This is a genomic window from Arthrobacter sp. MYb224 (assembly GCF_002975455.1).
Lineage (GTDB): Bacteria > Actinomycetota > Actinomycetes > Actinomycetales > Micrococcaceae > Glutamicibacter.
Window position 1 is genome coordinate 125611 of the sequence record NZ_PCPU01000003.1, and the last position, 16268, is coordinate 141878.

Annotated in this window: 19 protein-coding genes and 1 pseudogene; 10 read left to right on the forward strand and 10 right to left on the reverse strand. The window is 62.6% G+C overall.

The features are described 5' to 3' along the window. Window positions 1–6: 6 nt before the first annotated feature. The gene (locus CQ017_RS06595; protein ID WP_105553065.1) at window positions 7–762 is read right to left on the reverse strand and encodes an SDR family oxidoreductase; all 756 of its coding nucleotides are present in this window, start codon (window positions 760–762) and stop codon (window positions 7–9) included. Between the two features lie 64 nt (window positions 763–826). Here CQ017_RS06595 and CQ017_RS06600 point away from each other — a divergent pair, with 64 nt between their 5' ends. From CQ017_RS06600 to CQ017_RS06605, 3 genes are all read left to right on the forward strand, one after another. Then, window positions 827–1519, forward strand: coding sequence for a TetR/AcrR family transcriptional regulator (locus CQ017_RS06600; RefSeq protein ID WP_105553066.1), 693 nt, complete (start codon window positions 827–829; stop codon window positions 1517–1519). Window positions 1520–1998: 479 nt separating this feature from the next. Next, window positions 1999–2319, forward strand: coding sequence for a hypothetical protein (locus CQ017_RS17850; protein ID WP_146112441.1), 321 nt, complete (start codon window positions 1999–2001; stop codon window positions 2317–2319). Between the two features lie 220 nt (window positions 2320–2539). Further along, window positions 2540–2767 carry a hypothetical protein gene (locus CQ017_RS06605; RefSeq protein ID WP_105553067.1) on the forward strand — a complete coding sequence of 76 codons (228 nt, stop codon included), beginning with the start codon at window positions 2540–2542 and terminating at the stop codon, window positions 2765–2767. Between the two features lie 960 nt (window positions 2768–3727). On the opposite strand, the gene CQ017_RS06620 is transcribed toward CQ017_RS06605, so the two are convergent. The 6 genes and pseudogenes from CQ017_RS06620 to CQ017_RS06640 form a co-directional block, all read right to left on the reverse strand. Further along, complete coding sequence (locus CQ017_RS06620; protein WP_105553069.1) at window positions 3728–4603, reverse strand: hypothetical protein; 876 nt, start codon at window positions 4601–4603, stop codon at window positions 3728–3730. Between the two features lie 88 nt (window positions 4604–4691). Beyond that, the gene (locus CQ017_RS18360; protein WP_258133531.1) at window positions 4692–5162 is read right to left on the reverse strand and encodes an alpha/beta fold hydrolase; all 471 of its coding nucleotides are present in this window, start codon (window positions 5160–5162) and stop codon (window positions 4692–4694) included. Continuing rightward, on the reverse strand, window positions 5162–5518 hold the full coding sequence (locus tag CQ017_RS18365; protein WP_308729555.1) for an alpha/beta fold hydrolase: 357 nt from the start codon (window positions 5516–5518) through the stop codon (window positions 5162–5164). The genes CQ017_RS18360 and CQ017_RS18365 overlap by 1 nt, the downstream gene beginning before the upstream one ends. Beyond that, window positions 5515–5817 (reverse strand): annotated as a pseudogene (locus CQ017_RS06630) (HigA family addiction module antitoxin). The gene CQ017_RS18365 and the pseudogene CQ017_RS06630 overlap by 4 nt, the downstream one beginning before the upstream one ends. Beyond that, window positions 5804–6085: a type II toxin-antitoxin system RelE/ParE family toxin gene (locus CQ017_RS06635; protein ID WP_028850008.1), complete on the reverse strand. Its 282-nt coding sequence runs from the start codon at window positions 6083–6085 to the stop codon at window positions 5804–5806. Before CQ017_RS06635 ends, CQ017_RS06630 begins: the two are co-directional and overlap by 14 nt. Before the next feature lie 79 nt (window positions 6086–6164). Continuing rightward, the gene (locus CQ017_RS06640) at window positions 6165–6611 is read right to left on the reverse strand and encodes an NUDIX domain-containing protein (protein ID WP_105553070.1); all 447 of its coding nucleotides are present in this window, start codon (window positions 6609–6611) and stop codon (window positions 6165–6167) included. A gap of 823 nt (window positions 6612–7434) precedes the next feature. On the opposite strand from CQ017_RS06640, the gene CQ017_RS06645 reads away from it, so the two are divergent. The 4 genes from CQ017_RS06645 (at window position 7435) to CQ017_RS06660 (ending at window position 10098) form a co-directional block, all read left to right on the forward strand. Next, window positions 7435–8040 carry a TetR/AcrR family transcriptional regulator gene (locus tag CQ017_RS06645; RefSeq protein WP_105553071.1) on the forward strand — a complete coding sequence of 202 codons (606 nt, stop codon included), beginning with the start codon at window positions 7435–7437 and terminating at the stop codon, window positions 8038–8040. Then, complete coding sequence (locus CQ017_RS06650; protein WP_105553072.1) at window positions 8037–8639, forward strand: GNAT family N-acetyltransferase; 603 nt, start codon at window positions 8037–8039, stop codon at window positions 8637–8639. Before CQ017_RS06645 ends, CQ017_RS06650 begins: the two co-directional genes overlap by 4 nt. Window positions 8640–8866: 227 nt before the next feature. Then, the gene (locus CQ017_RS06655; protein WP_096146702.1) at window positions 8867–9112 is read left to right on the forward strand and encodes a hypothetical protein; all 246 of its coding nucleotides are present in this window, start codon (window positions 8867–8869) and stop codon (window positions 9110–9112) included. Continuing rightward, window positions 9109–10098, forward strand: coding sequence for a Clp protease N-terminal domain-containing protein (locus tag CQ017_RS06660; protein WP_105553073.1), 990 nt, complete (start codon window positions 9109–9111; stop codon window positions 10096–10098). The genes CQ017_RS06655 and CQ017_RS06660 overlap by 4 nt, the downstream gene beginning before the upstream one ends. Window positions 10099–10200: 102 nt before the next feature. Here CQ017_RS06660 and ychF read toward each other — a convergent pair whose 3' ends face one another. The 3 genes from ychF to CQ017_RS06675 form a co-directional block, all read right to left on the reverse strand. Continuing rightward, window positions 10201–11286, reverse strand: coding sequence for a redox-regulated ATPase YchF (gene ychF, locus CQ017_RS06665; protein ID WP_096283047.1), 1086 nt, complete (start codon window positions 11284–11286; stop codon window positions 10201–10203). A 46-nt stretch (window positions 11287–11332) separates the two neighbouring features. Continuing rightward, the gene (locus CQ017_RS06670; protein WP_096283046.1) at window positions 11333–12427 is read right to left on the reverse strand and encodes a 4-hydroxy-3-methylbut-2-enyl diphosphate reductase; all 1095 of its coding nucleotides are present in this window, start codon (window positions 12425–12427) and stop codon (window positions 11333–11335) included. A gap of 99 nt (window positions 12428–12526) precedes the next feature. After that, entirely contained in the window at window positions 12527–13621 is a 1095-nt protein-coding gene (locus tag CQ017_RS06675) for an SH3 domain-containing protein (protein WP_181150508.1), read from the reverse strand. A 373-nt stretch (window positions 13622–13994) separates the two neighbouring features. Here CQ017_RS06675 and xseA point away from each other — a divergent pair, with 373 nt between their 5' ends. The 3 genes from xseA to CQ017_RS06690 are packed head-to-tail and all read left to right on the forward strand — an operon-like array spanning window position 13995 to window position 16268. Continuing rightward, the gene (gene xseA / locus CQ017_RS06680) at window positions 13995–15263 is read left to right on the forward strand and encodes an exodeoxyribonuclease VII large subunit (RefSeq protein WP_105553075.1); all 1269 of its coding nucleotides are present in this window, start codon (window positions 13995–13997) and stop codon (window positions 15261–15263) included. Between the two features lie 9 nt (window positions 15264–15272). Further along, window positions 15273–15500: an exodeoxyribonuclease VII small subunit gene (locus tag CQ017_RS06685; RefSeq protein WP_096283043.1), complete on the forward strand. Its 228-nt coding sequence runs from the start codon at window positions 15273–15275 to the stop codon at window positions 15498–15500. A gap of 48 nt (window positions 15501–15548) precedes the next feature. Further along, the gene (locus CQ017_RS06690) at window positions 15549–16268 is read left to right on the forward strand and encodes a ZIP family zinc transporter (protein WP_308729556.1); all 720 of its coding nucleotides are present in this window, start codon (window positions 15549–15551) and stop codon (window positions 16266–16268) included.

Consider the following 16268-nt stretch of genomic DNA (forward strand, 5'->3'; position numbering starts at 1 on the left):
TCGAGCTCAGCGAGTGGTGTAGCCGCCGTTGGCGAAGATCGTCTGGCCTGTGATCCACCAGCCTTCGGAGGCGAGGAAGCGGACGATCGGGGCGATGTCTTCGATCTTAGTGAGCTGGTTGCCCATGCCCTGGGACTTGTGGAACTCTACCCGCTCGGGGGTCTCCTGGCCGTAGAAGAACGGCGTGTCCATGGGGCCCGGTGCGATTGCGGTGACGGAGATGCCGCGGCCAGCGAATTCCTTGGCCGCAGCTCGGGTGAAGTGCTCGACCGGGGATTTGCCTCCGGCGTAGGTTGAGTAGCCGTCGGTGAAGGCAGCCAGCAAAGCCGTGACGATGGTGATGATCTTGCCACCGTCGGCGAGGTTCTTGCCGGCCTCCTGAATGAAAAAGTAGGCAGCCTTGGAATTGATGTCGAACATCGAGTCGTACTCGTCCTCGGTGGTCTCCATGATCGGCTTACGCAGCACCTTGCCGGATGTGTTCACCGCAATGTCAATCTTTCCCAGAGCCGCCTCCGCGTCAGCGAACAGGCGGGTCACGTTCGAGGGCACGGTGAGGTCTGCCTGGAAGATTGCCCCCTTGGCTCCAGCCGCTTTGACCGAAGCGAGTGTTTGCTCCGCGTCGGCGCGACTGGAGTCGGAGTTGTAGTGGATCGCGACGTTCGCGCCGCCCTCGGCCGCTTGGCGGGCGATCAACCCGCCGAGGTTCTTCGCGCCGCCCGCGATCAGAACGTTCTTGCCCTTGAGTGTGTGCTCAGCCATGATGTTCCCTCTGTATCGTCAGTATGCAACAGTATCATCCCGCTATATCAGCTAACATAGCATCATGACAGTAACGCCGACAAGCCATACACGGGAGCGATTGATTTTGGCGGCTGCCGACCTCATCGCTGCCGCCCCCGGGGAGGAGTTCTCGCTACGTGCGGTGTGCGAGACGGTCGGAGTGAAGATGCCGACGCTGTACCACTTCTTCGGCTCAAAGCAGGGTTTGATCGATGCGGTCATTAAACATGGTTTTGACCTGTATCTAGGCGAGAAGTCTTCGATGGAGTCGTCCGGGGACCCCATCCACGACATCCGCGTCGGATGGGACGCCCACGTCGCCTTCGGCCTGGCCAATCCCGGCTTCTACTCACTCATGTACGGCAAAGTTCAACCAGGCTACTCCCCTGAAGCGCAGTCGCGGCCAAGCGAAATCCTCCTCGGCCTCACGACGCGCGCAGCCACGCAGGGCCGGCTCGCCGTTCCTGCGCAGCAGGCTGCGGCACACATCCTCGTGACAAATATCGGTGTCACCCTGCGGCAGATCGCCTTGGCAGCGCCGGACCCTACCCTCTCTCAAGCTGTCCGTGAAGGTGCTATCTCAGCGATCACCGGTGCGGGAACACGAGCCGACAACCCGATCACCACCACCATCGAGCTCGCCGCAGCACAACCAGACGTCCTTGGCAGGGCAGAGACCCAGCTCCTCATCGAATGGCTCGGCGGGCTGAGCAGGGCGAACGAAAAGCGGCAGTAGGCCAGTGCGACGAACTTCGGAGAGAACTGCAGCCGTTCGGAGGGTAGCCAAGACATCTCCTCTCAAGCCAATTCTGCGCCCGTGGGCGGGACTCGCGTCCCCGTAAACAGAATGCTTAGTTCAAGGCGAGTCCGTCGTAGAAGTGCTCGATGCACCGATCATCGGGGACATGGAGTGTGGCTCTGTGCAGTCGTCCTTAGCAATCGCCAACGGGGCGCTCAGCCTCCTACACTTAGGGACCCCTGTGGATAGCTCACGCAAACTTTTTCCTGAGAGACGAAATCAACCGAATCGACCAGGTAACGACAGAATGCCGTTTAGCACCTGGAAACTCACCAGACATTAGATTGAAAAGCGGAACTCCACCGCGTTCCGGTACTTAACTGTGCGCGTTAAATTGCCGTCGACGCGAGACCCATGCAGACTTCGGACGAAGCTGCACCCGCGGCGAAGCCATTCAGCCCTCATGGTCGAAGCACGTGAGTCGAGGACTTTTGGGTTGCCCGGAACACGGTAAAGATCAGGACGGCCACAGCCAGAGCGCCGATTCCAAGATAGGGAAGCCTGATGGCATCCAGCCCGGCGGTCAGTACTGCACCGCCGCGCCCTCCGGCGGCGGCGATGTTGAACGCGGAGCTGTTGACAGCGAGGGCCAGCCCGGGCGCGATTCCATCGGCACTGGTAGCGATCCAGGTGTTCAGAGGCGGGAAGGTGGAAAATACGTGGCACCGACCGGACTGGCACTGACAAATCCTGCGACGAGCAATGAGAGTCCCGTGCCGGTGAGCGTGATCATGTGAGCACGGTTCAGCTCTCGATCCGCAACCGCCCACCCACGGCGTTCCCTGCCAGACACGCAGCACCGTAGATCAGCAGCAGCGGTGCGACAGCGCAGCCTTCTGCGCTGTTACCGTGGGAGCAGGCTGCATCATCTGCGTGGCTGGCTTCACTGCAGTTGCCGGCGCATCCGTCGGACCGTGCTTAATCGGTGTCAGCTAATCACGAGAAACGAACAAGCAAATGGCAACGATTCGGAATAAGCCGTCCACCGCAAGGAAGAGCGCCGTCGTGGTGTTTCTCTTCCTCGCAGTGTCCGCGATCAACCTGCCTCGCGTCCCTCAGCTCGTCGACTACACTGTGGGCGGCTGGGCCGTCGGTGGAGCGCTGCTGCTGACGGCACTTGTGCTTGCGATCAGCAGTTATCGAGCCCACACGAAGGCCAGCGCTTCGAGACCCGGGGGCGTTTAGCTAAGCAGGTTTAGACGTTGGAGCGGAACTCCACCACGTCGCTGCACGAAGCAACCTCATGCTCAACGAGGCAGACGATTCTCATCTTCATCGTCAGGCGTAATGATCATTCCCTCGTGTGTCACTGTCGCTCCGAGCATCCTTCCCCACTTGTCGAGGAACACCACATCAACATCGCCCAGCTCTGTCCATTGTTCCGAGCTCGCAGATTCAGGGAAGAAACACCCAAAACGGTCAATGGCTCGGATGATTTCTCGGTCATAGACAAACCTTCGCTTCACCACCGTCGGACGTGGCCGAAAATAGTATCCGTTCCCAGACTCGACGCCCACCGTTCTAATTGATTTCAGGTGAGCCAATGCCGCAAGCAACGGGTGGCCGTCGTCCCCGTTGTTGAAGGCGAATTCTATGTGAGCAGTGTTCGGTCGAAGTGAGTGCATCCACTCCGACTGTGCAGCGCGCGAAATGTATTTCCCATACCCAGAAACCATGTTCTTCCCTCTCGAAAACCTGTGGGTTACTGCACCACACAGTATCGCTGAATCCAGTCAGCTCGGCATGAATGCTCGCTGACCTCTCAGCCTAACGAAAGAGGGCTGGAACCGCACCGAAGTGCAGATCCAGCCCTCTCGCTGCAAAACCAATAGAGTTAAGAGCGAAACGAGATTAGACGTTGAAGCGGAACTCCACCGAGTTCCGGTACATACCAGCCTCTCAACAGTCACCACGCGCGACCGCGCAGGTCAACCTCACCGCCGGGCCAGGAAGCAAGTCGTCGTTCAATGGGCAGGAGGACGAGCGGCTGCCCTAACTGGTCGAAAACTGACTGCCCGGCGCGGCCGATCGAACGCTTTGCAGCAGAGATCCGAGTCCATCCGCATGAAGTGTAGATCCGAACGCAGGCCGTGCTCCTCGCTGGCACGGGAAGCAAGATCCACGACTCCGCACTTCGACCAATGCTCAGCGGTAAATGGCGATTGGTTTGATCACCAAGACGGGCCCTTGCACGACGGACTCACTCGCCTCGACCTCGACTCCCAGCCCTTTCGCGGGCTCCACGAAATGCTGCACCGCGTCCTTCAACGTGTCGATCTCGAGAGGCGTCGGTGAGACATCCTTCGTTAGCCGAAGCACTGGGTATTCCTCTCCGGCTTCGACGATCTGAACAACTTGACCGACGATTCCGAAGGTCCCACCCAGCTGGCCCATACGTCCGATCAGCCATTTCTTTGAAACGGAGAGAAGAACCGAGGGCCCTGGCTGCCCCACAGGGGTCGCCAATAGCGGGACCTCGTCGTCATCATCCGACGCGTCGCCGAGGAGCTGTCGAATGCTTTTTGATGAGTTGGCGGTTGTTTTCAGCTCTTCACCCTTTTGGGAGAAAAGATTGCCATCTCGCGTTGCCTGGTCAGCGAACCAGAGGAACAATCGCAAAACCGTCTGGAGTGGTCCTTGCGACAGCTCCGCTCTAAACTCGATCGTGTCGCCCGGCTCTACGCCTTCGAGAGCGCCTTCGCCCCAGCCATCGAACGCGCCAACCGCTTTCTTCTCGTGCAGAAGCTGATACCACGCGTCAAAGATGGAAAAACGAGTCCGCGTACGAACCATCTCCTCTTCGATCTCAGAAGATGCCTTCTTGCTCGCACCGACCCCTAAATCGACTACTGGAATCTTGACCTCGCCACTAAACCCACCTTCCCTTGCGGTGGTGGTTCTAGAAACGATCTCGTCAACTTTTCCCGATTCCAGAGCCGAAAGGGAGTTGATCGCGACCTCGTCGTTCAGATAGAAGAAGTCACGGTGCAGTCGATTTTTGGGTGATTGATAGATAGCCATAACTATTTGTTCCCTACTCCCAGAGGTTAAAACGAAACACGACTAGACATTAAATCTAAACTCCACCACGTCGCCGCAGCTAACAACCTCAGCGGACACTGGTCCGCGTGTCGCTGGCCTGATCGCGAGATAACCAGCGGCGAAGCACGTCGATCCACTCGTCGAAGGCGTCGAGGTGCGCATCATGGCTGCCGCCAGAGAGATCGACTCTGACCGTCTCGGGCCTGCGCCGGATCAGCTCGTCCTTGTCGGCATCGCTGAACATCCCGTGCTTGGCGAAAATCGCGAGCGTCGGAACCTGCAGAGCTTCCCACTCGTCCCAGCGCGGTTCATGCACAGCCTCGATCGTGCGTTGCATGACCGCGGCGTCGAAACGCGGGACGAGCCCATCATCCGTCGACTGGAGATCCGCTACCCAGGCATCAACGATCGCGTCATCACCGAGGAACTCGCGGGCAGCGGCCTCGTCCCGGAACGGAACCGGCCAGGACGCGAAGTACGCGCCGAGACCAGCAGCCTCGCGCGGATCGTCACTCCCCGACACATGACCTTCGAGCATCACGAGCCCCTCGACCAGGTCTGGGCGCGCTGCTGCTGCGAGAAAAGCAGTGTGTGGGCTCCCATCGACTGCCCGACGAGCGTCGCTCGACTCCCTGGGGCGAGCTCCTCGATCGCCGCCACGACGTCGCCGACGAAGGCGTCGCGGGATAGATCATCGGGAAGCCGCGTGCTCGCACCGTGCCCTCGCTGGTCCACGAGCAGGACCCGATGGTCCTGCAACGCTCGCGCCGTGCGCAGCAACTCCCGCGAGCTCCCGGCAAGCCCGTGCAGCAGCACGACGACAGGGCCGTCGCCGCCGAGGTCGGTGACCGCGATGCAGACGCCTCCGGGGCGTTGCACGACGCAGCTGGTCACGCGACCTGTAGCGGCGCGATCGCCGCGATCTGCTCACCTGCTGCGTCCTCGGCGCGGTCGAGCTCATAGTGGCTCTGCAGGTTGATCCAGAACTCGGCCGACGTGCCGAAGTACCTCGCGAGCCGCAGCGCCGTGTCTGCGGTGATCCCCCGCTTGCCGTGCACGATCTAGTTGATCCGCCGGGGCGGGACGCCGATCGACACGGCGAGCTTGTTCTGTGTGATGCCGAAGCCCTCGATGAAGTCCTCCATGAGGACCTCACCCGGGTGAATCGGCTCGATCCTGTCAGTGGTAGTCAACGATCTGCACCTCCTCTGGTCCAGCGTCGGTCCACACGAAGCAGATCCGCCACTGGTCGTTGATCCTGATGCTGTGCTGCCCGACCCGATCGCCCTTGAGCGCCTCGAGCCGATTGCCAGGCGGGACGCGGAGGTCCTCGAGAGACTCTGCAGACCCCACCTGACGTAGCTTGCGCAGCGCGACCCGATGGATCCTCGGATCGATCGAGCGCACGCGCTCACGACGCCACAGCCGTTCGGTGTCCTTGTTGCCGAACGATCTGATCACGAAACCAGTGTATAACGGAGTCCGTCATTAACGCTATACGTTAAACCTGAACTCCACCGAGTTCTGGCACGAAGTAACCTTAGAGATCGCCATCGATACCGATGCTGCCAAGTCGCGCGCCAAAGCCAGCACAGAGAACGTGGGCATCGCTCAGCTTCATCCACCAGCACGTCCAGCTGACCGGTTGCCCGCCGTCAGATGCATCGTTCTCACCGCACTTCCACCTAACTTGAACATCCGAGTCCACCAGCTCAAGTTGAAAGAAGTGCCGTTCGTGCACCTCAGGCTTCGCAGGCCACATGTCGTACGACTCGACGCCCAGCGAGCGAACGATCCTGGCTGCGAGGCCGGTCTCTTCCCCCACCTCGCGCACGACGGCATGCGCAGGCGACTCGCCCTCGGCGATTGACCCAGCGGGCACCTGCACACCAGTGACTTCCATCGGGTAATCGTCGTGTGTGAACACGAGCAGGTTTCCGTCGTGGACGACGTACCCGACTGCCTTTTTGACCGAACGTCTACTCATGCTCACGATGGTACAGCGTGTTGTACGGCAGACCACACCGTGCGTTTGAATCCCCTAGATTTGGGGGCAGCCTTTGTTCTCGACTTCCGATTTACCCGACGATACGCGTTGGACTCTGAGATCAGACCAGCGAGAGTGGGATCACTTCATTCGCCTGCTAGGCAAAGCACTGTCGGAGAATCTCAGACATTCGGCTTTCGATGCAGCGGGCGTTCCAAGAAAAACGACACGAGCCAGCATCCATTCGGGACTATTGGACGTCTTCAAGAACTCATGACCATGAATCATGTGACTCCGGAACAAACGGAGCGGGCTGTCACGCCTCGCAAGTTGGTGAGGTCGGCTCGCCAGAAACCGGCGCACGCGCTACGCAAGAACGTCACTGACCGCACTCTAGTTCGGAAGTAGGCGGATCTGCTCCGATTCGTAAATGAAGTTCTGGTCAACATACGACAGTAGCTATCGAGTCATCCCAAGAATAAGGACTGGGAAGAAAACTGGCCGGACGCTAACGACTACTTCCTCTGACGCCTTCAGCCAGCGATCAACGCCGATCTTTGGCACAGACATGGCGCAAAGGGCAGTTTGACACATTTATTTTGTGTCAAACTGCCCTCAAAAAGCGCGGGATTGCGCGCAACTACACGTTGAAGCGGAACTCAACCGAGTTCCGGCACGCACCAACCCCTGGGTGCCGAACCGGTGCCACGAATCAATCCACCGGCCACCTGGCACCTCGCGGGCAGCAGCCCAGGAAGAGCACAGAGTTGTGCCGTCTGCGATCGAAGCATAAAATGAACAAAAGTTCATTGAAAGGATCTTCGTGCCGCGGACGACGGAACAGAATGAAGCGTTGCGCTCAGCCACGCGCTCTGCTGTGGAGACGGCCGCCGTCCGGGTCTTCGCGCACCGTGGTTTCGCGGCCACGAACATGCGTCAGATCGCCGTCGAGGCGGGGATCAGCACTGGGTCGATCTACCGGCACTATGCGAGCAAGGAAGAACTGTTCGATGAACTAATCGATCAGGCCTCACGCGGGCTCGAGGCTGTCGCCGTTCAGCTCTCGACCGAAGGGGATCCGCTCTCCATGATCCGATCCTTCACCGAGGTATACGTGGCAGACCTCGCAGCGAACAACGGCGCGGCCGAGTTCTACATGGTGATCAACCAGGGCTTCTCGACGGACACTCCTGAGGGGACTGCGGCGCGGCTGGCTGCAACGCAGGGGACGCTCTGGCGGGCCTTCGCCTTGCTCATCGGTCGAGGCCAGGCCGCAGGCCAAATCATCGCGGGAGACCCAACCCGAATGACCTCTCACTACTTCGCCATGCTTGCCGGTATAACGACGATGCACGTTGCTCTTCGGGAGGGATTTGCGGAGCCCGATGTCGAGCTGATCCTACGAATGTTCACAGGAGGACCCCGATGAAGATCGAAGTCGCGCGCGCAGACGAACTGGATGAGGGGTACCGGCACAGGATCGCTGAAGTTCTCACGCAAGGGTTCGCCGAGGATTTCGCGTTCTTCTCCAAGGACCCCGGTGTGCTTGCCGACGCGTTCGCCCCGATGCTCATGCTGGAGCGCTTCCACGTCGCGCTCGTCGACGGCGAGCCCGCCGCGGTCGCGGTCGTCACCGTAGGCGAGCAGGAGTGCTTCGAGCCGGATCGGCGCGAGCTCCAGCGCGTGCTCGGTCCAATACACGGCATGATCAGCTATCGGATCATCCGAAGTCAATTCATGGGGGCCTATGACGGTGCCCGCACCGGTCTGACGGAGATTGCGTTCGTCACGACAGCGCCGCAGCATCAGGGCAAAGGCGTAGCCACTGCGCTGATGCGCCGGCTCCTGGAACTGCCCTCCGACGATTTCGTGCTGCGCGACATCAAGGACACCAACACCCCCGCCCTCAGGCTGTACGCCAAGCTCGGATTCACCGAAACACAGCGGCGACGCATCAAGTTCGCGAAGCGAGCGGGGTTCTCCGCGTATGTCTCCATGGGGCTCAATCGCGCTCAGGCTGATACTTGAAGAGCGTCCGGGCTCGACAGGCCCGGACGCGCGCTTCTGGGCTGTCCGCAAGTTCGGACTCTAGTTCGAAAATCTAAACTCCACCGCGTCGCCGCAGATAACAACCTCTCAGAACCCGGCGAATCCCCGAAGCGTCGACCCTCTCCTGGCCCAGCGAACACCAAACTCGCCGAGCAATTAGGCAACCCAGGTTGACATCCGGCCACATAGCAACATAGGTTGACGACATGGAGTCTCCGCGGATCGCAGCAGTAGCAGCCGATACCAGCGACCCGAAAGCAGGATTGCGGGCCGTAGCGTCCTTGCGCGTGCTCGCTGACACCTTGGAACTCCGGCAGGTCGAGGCCGCGTTGCGTTCGGGCATGAGTTGGCAGGAGATCGCCGACGCGCTCGGAGTGACGCGACAAGCTGCCCACAAGAAGCACTCCAAAAGAATTGACCCCGCGATCTCGACACCCAGGAGGAACAGATGAACAAACTCGTCCGCGCCGCTCAGACCAGCCAATCGCTTTCCCTGGCCGCCATGGAGGAAGCATCCCGGCTCGGGCTCCGCGAAGCCGACATCGACCACCTGTTCCTCGCATTGGTCATCAACGACCAGTCTGCCGGCTGCGCACTGCGCGAGCTGGGTATCGACATTGACAGCGCCCGTCTCGCCGTCGAGGACCAACGTGATGCACAGCTGACTTCACTCGGCATCGAGGCGTCGTTCCCCGAGGCCGGGCGCATCGTGTTCCATGAGACGGATGGGTACGAGTGGACTCGTCGCGCTCGGGACCTCATCGCGAAATCCAGCAGCAAAGGCAAGTCGGGCGACGCTGCCGCCGTTCTCCGGGAACTCGTCGCAGAGCCCAGCGGCCTGATCACGGATATCCTCGGCCGCCTTGGCACGACATCCGATGCGCTCATCGAACGCCTCGATCGGGCCGTCTCGCCCTCTATGAAGTCCATGCCCCTCGCAACGAAAGTGAAGGGACGGACCACGGGAACGATTGAGACTTTCGTATCCGCACCACTGGACGAAGTGTGGGCGTACCTCACAGATCCCGCACGTATCCCCGAGTGGGAACCGAGCATCGGCACCCTCGACCAGACCGGTCAAGAAGCGATGCCGGGTACGGTCTGGGAGGGCACGGCACCCGCAATCTATCCAGACGGCAAACCTGTGAAGATCAAGCCTCAGTTTCGTCGACGCAGTGTTGAGCTCATCGCAATTCACCAACCGGACAGGATCGCATGGAGCTTTGGCTATCCCGACGTCGCGCAGGGTAATTCGATTCTGACTGAATTCACCTTGGCGAACGCGACCGGTGGCACACAGCTGCGGATCAGCAGGTCCTGGTCGCGACGCCAAGGGTGGCGAGGACTTGTCGCATGGCCGCTGCGTCCAGTCCAGAAGTTCCTGGTGTGGATCACCCTGTTCCAGACCGGCAGCGCGATCAGCCGAACATTTCGCTAGTCCCAGGCACGGCGACTCGCCTGCTGGTCGCACATAGATCAAGTGCCCGGATCTCCACAGGGAGATCCGGGCACTCGAGCGGGACATTGAAGCGGAACGCGACTACACGTTGAAGCGGAACTCCACCACGTCGCCGTCCTTCATGATGTATTCCTTGCCTTCGATGCGCGCCTTGCCCGCGGACTTGGCGTTGGCGATCGAGCCGACCTCGACCAGGTCCTCGAAGCCCACAACCTCGGCCTTGATGAAGCCGCGCTGGAAGTCGGTGTGGATGACGCCGGCGGCCTCGGGAGCGGTGGCGCCCTTGTTGATGGTCCAGGCGCGGGTTTCCTTCGGGCCTGCGGTCAGGTAGGTCTGCAGTCCCAGGGTGTCGAAGCCGACGCGAGCCAGCTTGCCCAGGCCCGACTCGACGATGCCCGCATCTTCCATCATCTCTTCGGCTTCGTCTTCTTCCAGCTCGGCGAGTTCGGCCTCGAACTGCGCATCCAGGAAGATCGCCTCGGCCGGCGCGACCAGCGCCGAAAGCTTGGCCTGCATCTCGGTGTCGGCCAGTCCGGCTTCATCGGTGTTGAACACGTAGATGAATGGCTTGGTGGTCATCAGCTGCATCGGGGCGAGCTCTTCGAGGTCCACCCCGTCGGTCTTGGCCGCGGAGTACAGGGTCTTGCCCTCTTCGAGGATCTTCTGCGCGTTGAGCACCGCGTCCACGAAGGACTTCTCGATCTTCTTTGTGCGCAGCTCCTTCTCCAGGCGCGGCAGCTGGTTCTCGATGGTCTGCATATCGGCGAGGATCAGCTCGGTGGCGATCGTCTCGATATCCGAGGCCGGGTCGACCTTGCCGTTCACGTGGATCACGTCGTCGTTGACGAACGCGCGGGTGACCTGGCAGATCGCGTCGGCTTCACGGATGGTGGCGAGGAACTTATTGCCCAGGCCTTCACCCTCCGAGGCGCCCTTGACGATGCCGGCGATGTCCACGAAGGACACGGTGGCCGGCAGGATGCGCTCGGAACCGAAGATTCCGGAGAGCACCTTCAGCCGCGCGTCCGGCAGCGGGACGACGCCCACATTGGGTTCGATGGTCGCGAACGGGTAGTTGGCCGCCAGTACCTGGGCACGGGTCAGCGCGTTGAACATGGTGGACTTGCCGACGTTGGGCAGTCCGACGATTCCGATAGTAAGAGCCACGGGAGGAAATTCTACCTTTGCTTAGGAGATGCGGGAAATGAAGTGCTTAGCGGGTTTCTGAGGAGCGCCGTCCGCCCAGGGCCCGGGCGTCGTCGCCGGATTCCTTGAGCTTGCCGCGGATTTCCTTGGGCAGCGAGAAGATGATGTCCTCCTGGGCGGTGGTGACCTCCGCGACGTCGGTGAAACCGTAGTCGGCGAGCAGGGCCAGCACCTCCTGGACGAGCACATCGGGCACCGAGGCGCCGGAGGTGACCCCGATGCTGGACACGCCCTCGAACCAGGTCTCGTCCACCTCGTTGGCGAAGTCCACCCGGTAGGCCGCCTTCGCCCCGTGATCCAGCGCAACCTCGACCAGGCGCACCGAGTTCGAGGAGTTGGCCGAACCGACCACGATCACCAGCTCCGAGCTCGGGGCGATCTCCTTGATCGCCGCCTGCCGGTTGGTGGTCGCGTAGCAGATGTCATCGCTGGGCGGATCCTGCAGGTTCGGGAAGCGCTTGCGCAGCCGGCGCACGATCTCCATGGTCTCGTCCACGCTCAGCGTGGTCTGCGAGAGCCAGATGAGCTTGTCCGGGTCCTTCACCTGCACGGTGTCGGCCTCTTCGGGGTTGTTCACGATGGTGGTGACCTCCGGCGCTTCGCCGTAGGTGCCCTCGACCTCTTCGTGGCCTTCGTGGCCGATCAGCAGGATTTCGTAGTCGTTTTTCGCAAAGCGCACGGCCTCGCGGTGCACCTTGGTGACCAGCGGGCAGGTCGCGTCGATGGTGCGCAGGCCGCGGTCCTCGGCGGACTGCACCACCGCCGGGGAGACGCCGTGGGCGGAGAACACCACCAGCGCGCCGGTGGGCACCTCTTCGTTCTCTTCGACGAAGATCGCGCCGCGGGATTCGAGTTCGGAGACCACATGCACGTTGTGCACGATCTGCTTGCGCACGTACACCGGGGCCCCGTAGTGCTCCAGGGCCTTCTCCACCGCGATGACCGCGCGGTCCACGCCGGCGCAGTAGCCGCGCGGGGCGGCGAGCAGCACCTTGCGTTCGGTGACCTGCGAGGAGGCTGCGGCGATCTGCTCGGGAGTGCGGCGAATACGCGGAATCCGAGGGATCGGCAACGAGACCGGGACAGAAGTGGAAGTAGCCATATCTCTAGTCTACGAACCCGGCGCAAGTTAGCGCATGCTCATATGATGCGCGCCACCCTTAACGGGCTGTGAGATCTGCCTCCGTGGCCGTAATCGCTGCTAGCAAGGCAGGGAACTCGGCAGCCTGACCGGGGTGCGCACCACGGCGCCGACGCCATCGGTCCCGTGATAGGCACGGCACACGTTCACCCCGCGCTGCGCCAGCTTGGCCTTGATCTGCTTCAGCGCATCGGGTGAGAATCCGTACCATTGCATATGCATCAGCACCGTGTCCCCGGGGACTGCCGCGCCGGCCCGAGCCACGGTGATCGACTTGGATTTCGCCTCCCAGTCCCGCGTGTCCCGCGTCCAGGTCCAGATTCCCATGCCGCGGCTGTCGTAGCCGCAGCGCACGCTGGCATCGATGGCGCCGTAGGGTGGCCGGCCGAAGTTCGTATGCACTCCGCTGCCGCTCAATTGGGCGCCGGCCTGCAGGCAGGACAGCGGACGCAGGTCCGGATGGCTGATCGAATGGTTGATGACCCATTGCCCCTTGGCCCGGGCCAGCGCCGCGAGGTCCACGCCGTAGCGCGATTTGTAGGAGCCGAGGCAATTACCGGTCGGAGCGAGCACCAGGCCGATGTTGTTGGTCGCCGCATAGGAAATGACCGAGTTGAAGGAGCTCAGGCTGCTCGGGCAGTCGTCGAAGGTCAGCACCACCCGGCTGGTCCGATTCGGGCCGGTGGACTGCGGGGCCGCCGGCGGCTTCGGATAGGTCGTGACATAGCTACCGCTGACCCAGCCGGTGCGCCCGGCATAACTGACTTTGTACCATCCGTTGCCCGCGCGTGCATAGGCCGGGATCGTGCTCCCGCGCGGAATGGTCACCAGAATCCTGTACGAGGTGGACGCTCCGCTGCGCAGATTCAGGCTGTCCAGGGTGCGCACCGTGGCGGCGACTACGTAGGATCCGCTGACGTAGCCGGTATGCCCTGCGTAGCTGACCTTGTACCACCCGTTGGAGGCGCGCCCGGAGACCGGGACCGCGGTGCCTTTGGGGATCGAGATCAGGATCCGATAGGCGGTGGACGGGCCGGTGCGCAGATTGAGGTTGTCGGTGGTGCGTACCTTGGCCGGCAGGTCGATGGACAGCTCCGCGGCCACAGCGATGGCCGCGCTCGCGGGGGCTGCCGCCGCGGCGGCCAGAGGCGCCATGCCCACCAGTAATCCCAAGGCCAAACAGGTCGCGGTGGACGAACGAACAAGATTTTTCTTCCCCAATGGCCACCGCATGATTCTGCATCTCTCTATGTAATTTTCCCCAATTACCGCTCAGTGTCCTCCCCCGCCCGAAGGCGGACAACGGCTTGAGGCAGGATTATCCCAATCGTTGAAAAACGCGCCGCGCACCGCCTGCGCGGCATGAAAATCCGTCATTTTTTGCCCGGATTGTGACCCTGGCACCGCCGCTCGCGCACCCCGGCGGGCACCCTGCAATCCGGCAAATCGTCGGCATTGTGCGATAGTCTCTCATGAGCCACCGGCACGTTTAATCACGGACGGGCCCCGGTTATGCAGGAGAGGACCCATGCCACCAGAAGCGCCGCGCACCATGCCGGCAACGGCCGCGGAGACCAGTGCCGAAAACCCGTGGCCGCTGCGCATACTGACCGAAAAACTGAAGATCCACATCGAGAACTCCCCGGTCACCTGGGTGGAGGGCCAGCTGCTCGAAGCGAATGTGCGCAATGGCCACGGCTATCTGACGCTGCGCGATGTGGACGCGGACAACTCCTTCTCGGTGACCGTCTGGTCCTCGGTGATGCGCAAGCTGGAATCCACCCCGGAGGTCGGCGCACGCGTGGTCGCCCGGGTCAAGCCGAGCCTGTATGCGAAAACCGGGCGGCTCTCGCTGAACGCCACCGACCTGCGCCCGGTGGGCCTGGGCGAACTGCTCGCGCGGCTCGAACGCCTGCGCCAGGCCCTGGGCGCCGAGGGCTTGTTCGCGATGGAGCATAAGCTGCCGCTGCCGGTGCTGCCGCGCACCATCGGGCTGATCACCGGCCGCGATTCGGACGCCGAGAAGGATGTGGTGCGCAACGCGACGCTGCGCTGGCCGGCGGTGCGCTTTCGGATCATCAACACCGCGGTGCAGGGAAACGACGCGGTCGCCCAGGTGCGTGCCGCGTTGTCCGAGCTGGACGCCGACCCGGACGTCGAGGTCATCGTGATCGCCCGCGGCGGCGGCGCACTGGAGGATCTGCTGCCCTTTTCCAACGAAGAACTCATCCGCGACGTCTTCGCCGCCACCACCCCGGTGGTGGCGGCCATCGGGCACGAGGCGGACCGGCCCATCCTGGACGATGTGGCCGATCTGCGCGCCTCGACGCCGACGGACGCCGCGAAGCGCATCGTCCCGGATTTGAACGAGGAGTTCGCCGGCATCGAGCTCTCGCGCCAACGCCTGGACCGGGCGATCAACAACCTGCTGCAGCGCGAGGCGCAGACCATCACGGCGCTGCGCCAGCGCCCGGTGCTGGCCAATCCGCAGGCCATGATCGACGCGCGCGCCGAGGATCTGGGGCGCTGGCGGGAACGCTCGATGGCGCTGATCCGCCACCGGGTGCAACGCGCCGGGGACGAGCTGGGCCATCTGCGCGCGCAGATGCGTGCGCTCTCCCCGCAGCAGACCCTGGACCGCGGCTATTCGGTCACCCAGCTTGCCGATGGCACGGTGGTGCGCACCGCCGAGGAGCTGCAGCCCGGCCAGGGCCTGCGCATCCGCGTGGCCGCCGGCAAGCTGAGCGCCACCGTCGACGAAATTTTCCCGGCCGCACCGGCCACCGAAGCACTTTAAGGAATGACCATGACCGAGCAAATCCCCGAAGATATCGCACAGCTCTCCTATGAGCAGGCCCGTGAAGAACTGATGGCGGTGGTCAATCAGCTGGAGACCGGCGGCGTGCCGCTGGAAGCCTCGCTGGCGCTGTGGGAGCGCGGCGAAGCGTTGGCCGCGCACTGCGAGAATTGGCTCAACGGCGTCTCCGAACGCCTGGACCAGGCCCGCCGCCGGGTGGAAAACTCGGCCGACTAGTCCGCTCTTGCCTGCCCAGCGGCCAGTATCTTGGCTACGCTGGGCATTATGAGCATGGCATGGTGGGCACTGATCTGGGGTCTGGTTTCCGGGGCCTCGCTTTTATTGGGCGCCGCGGCGGGCTGGTGGCTGAAACTTCCGCGGGCTGCCGTGGCCGGGATCATGGCCTTCGGCGCGGGCGTGCTGATCTGCGCGCTGGCCTTCGAGCTGGTCGCCGAGTCCTACGCCACCGGCGGGCTGCCGGTCACCGCGCTCGGGCTGATCTGCGGCGCGCTGCTCTACTTCTTCGCGAACCGGATCGTGGCCAAGCGCTCCCGCGCCCCGGGTTCCGCCTCGGCCTCGGGCAATGCGCTGGCCGTCGGGGCGTTGATCGATGGCATCCCCGAATCGGTGGCTCTGGGTGTCGGGCTGGTCGCCGGAGGCGCGGTGAATCCGGCGATGCTCGTCGCCATCTTCATCTCCAACATTCCCGAAGCGCTGGCCAGCACGGCGCAGCAGAAGCAGGCGGGCAAGAAGGCCGGCGGCATCTTCCTGCTCTGGGGCTCGGTGACGCTGGTCGCCGGGGTGGCCTCCTGGGCCGGGTTCGCCCTGCTTTCGCTCACCGATCCGGGGTGGACCGCCTTCGCGATCGCGCTGGCCGCCGGCGGCATCCTGACCATGGTGGCCGATACGATGATCCCCGAGGCCTGGGCCGTGGAGCACGACTTCACCGGGTTGATCGCCACCGCCGGCTTCCTCACCGCCTTCGCGGTGCATGCCGTCGGCTGA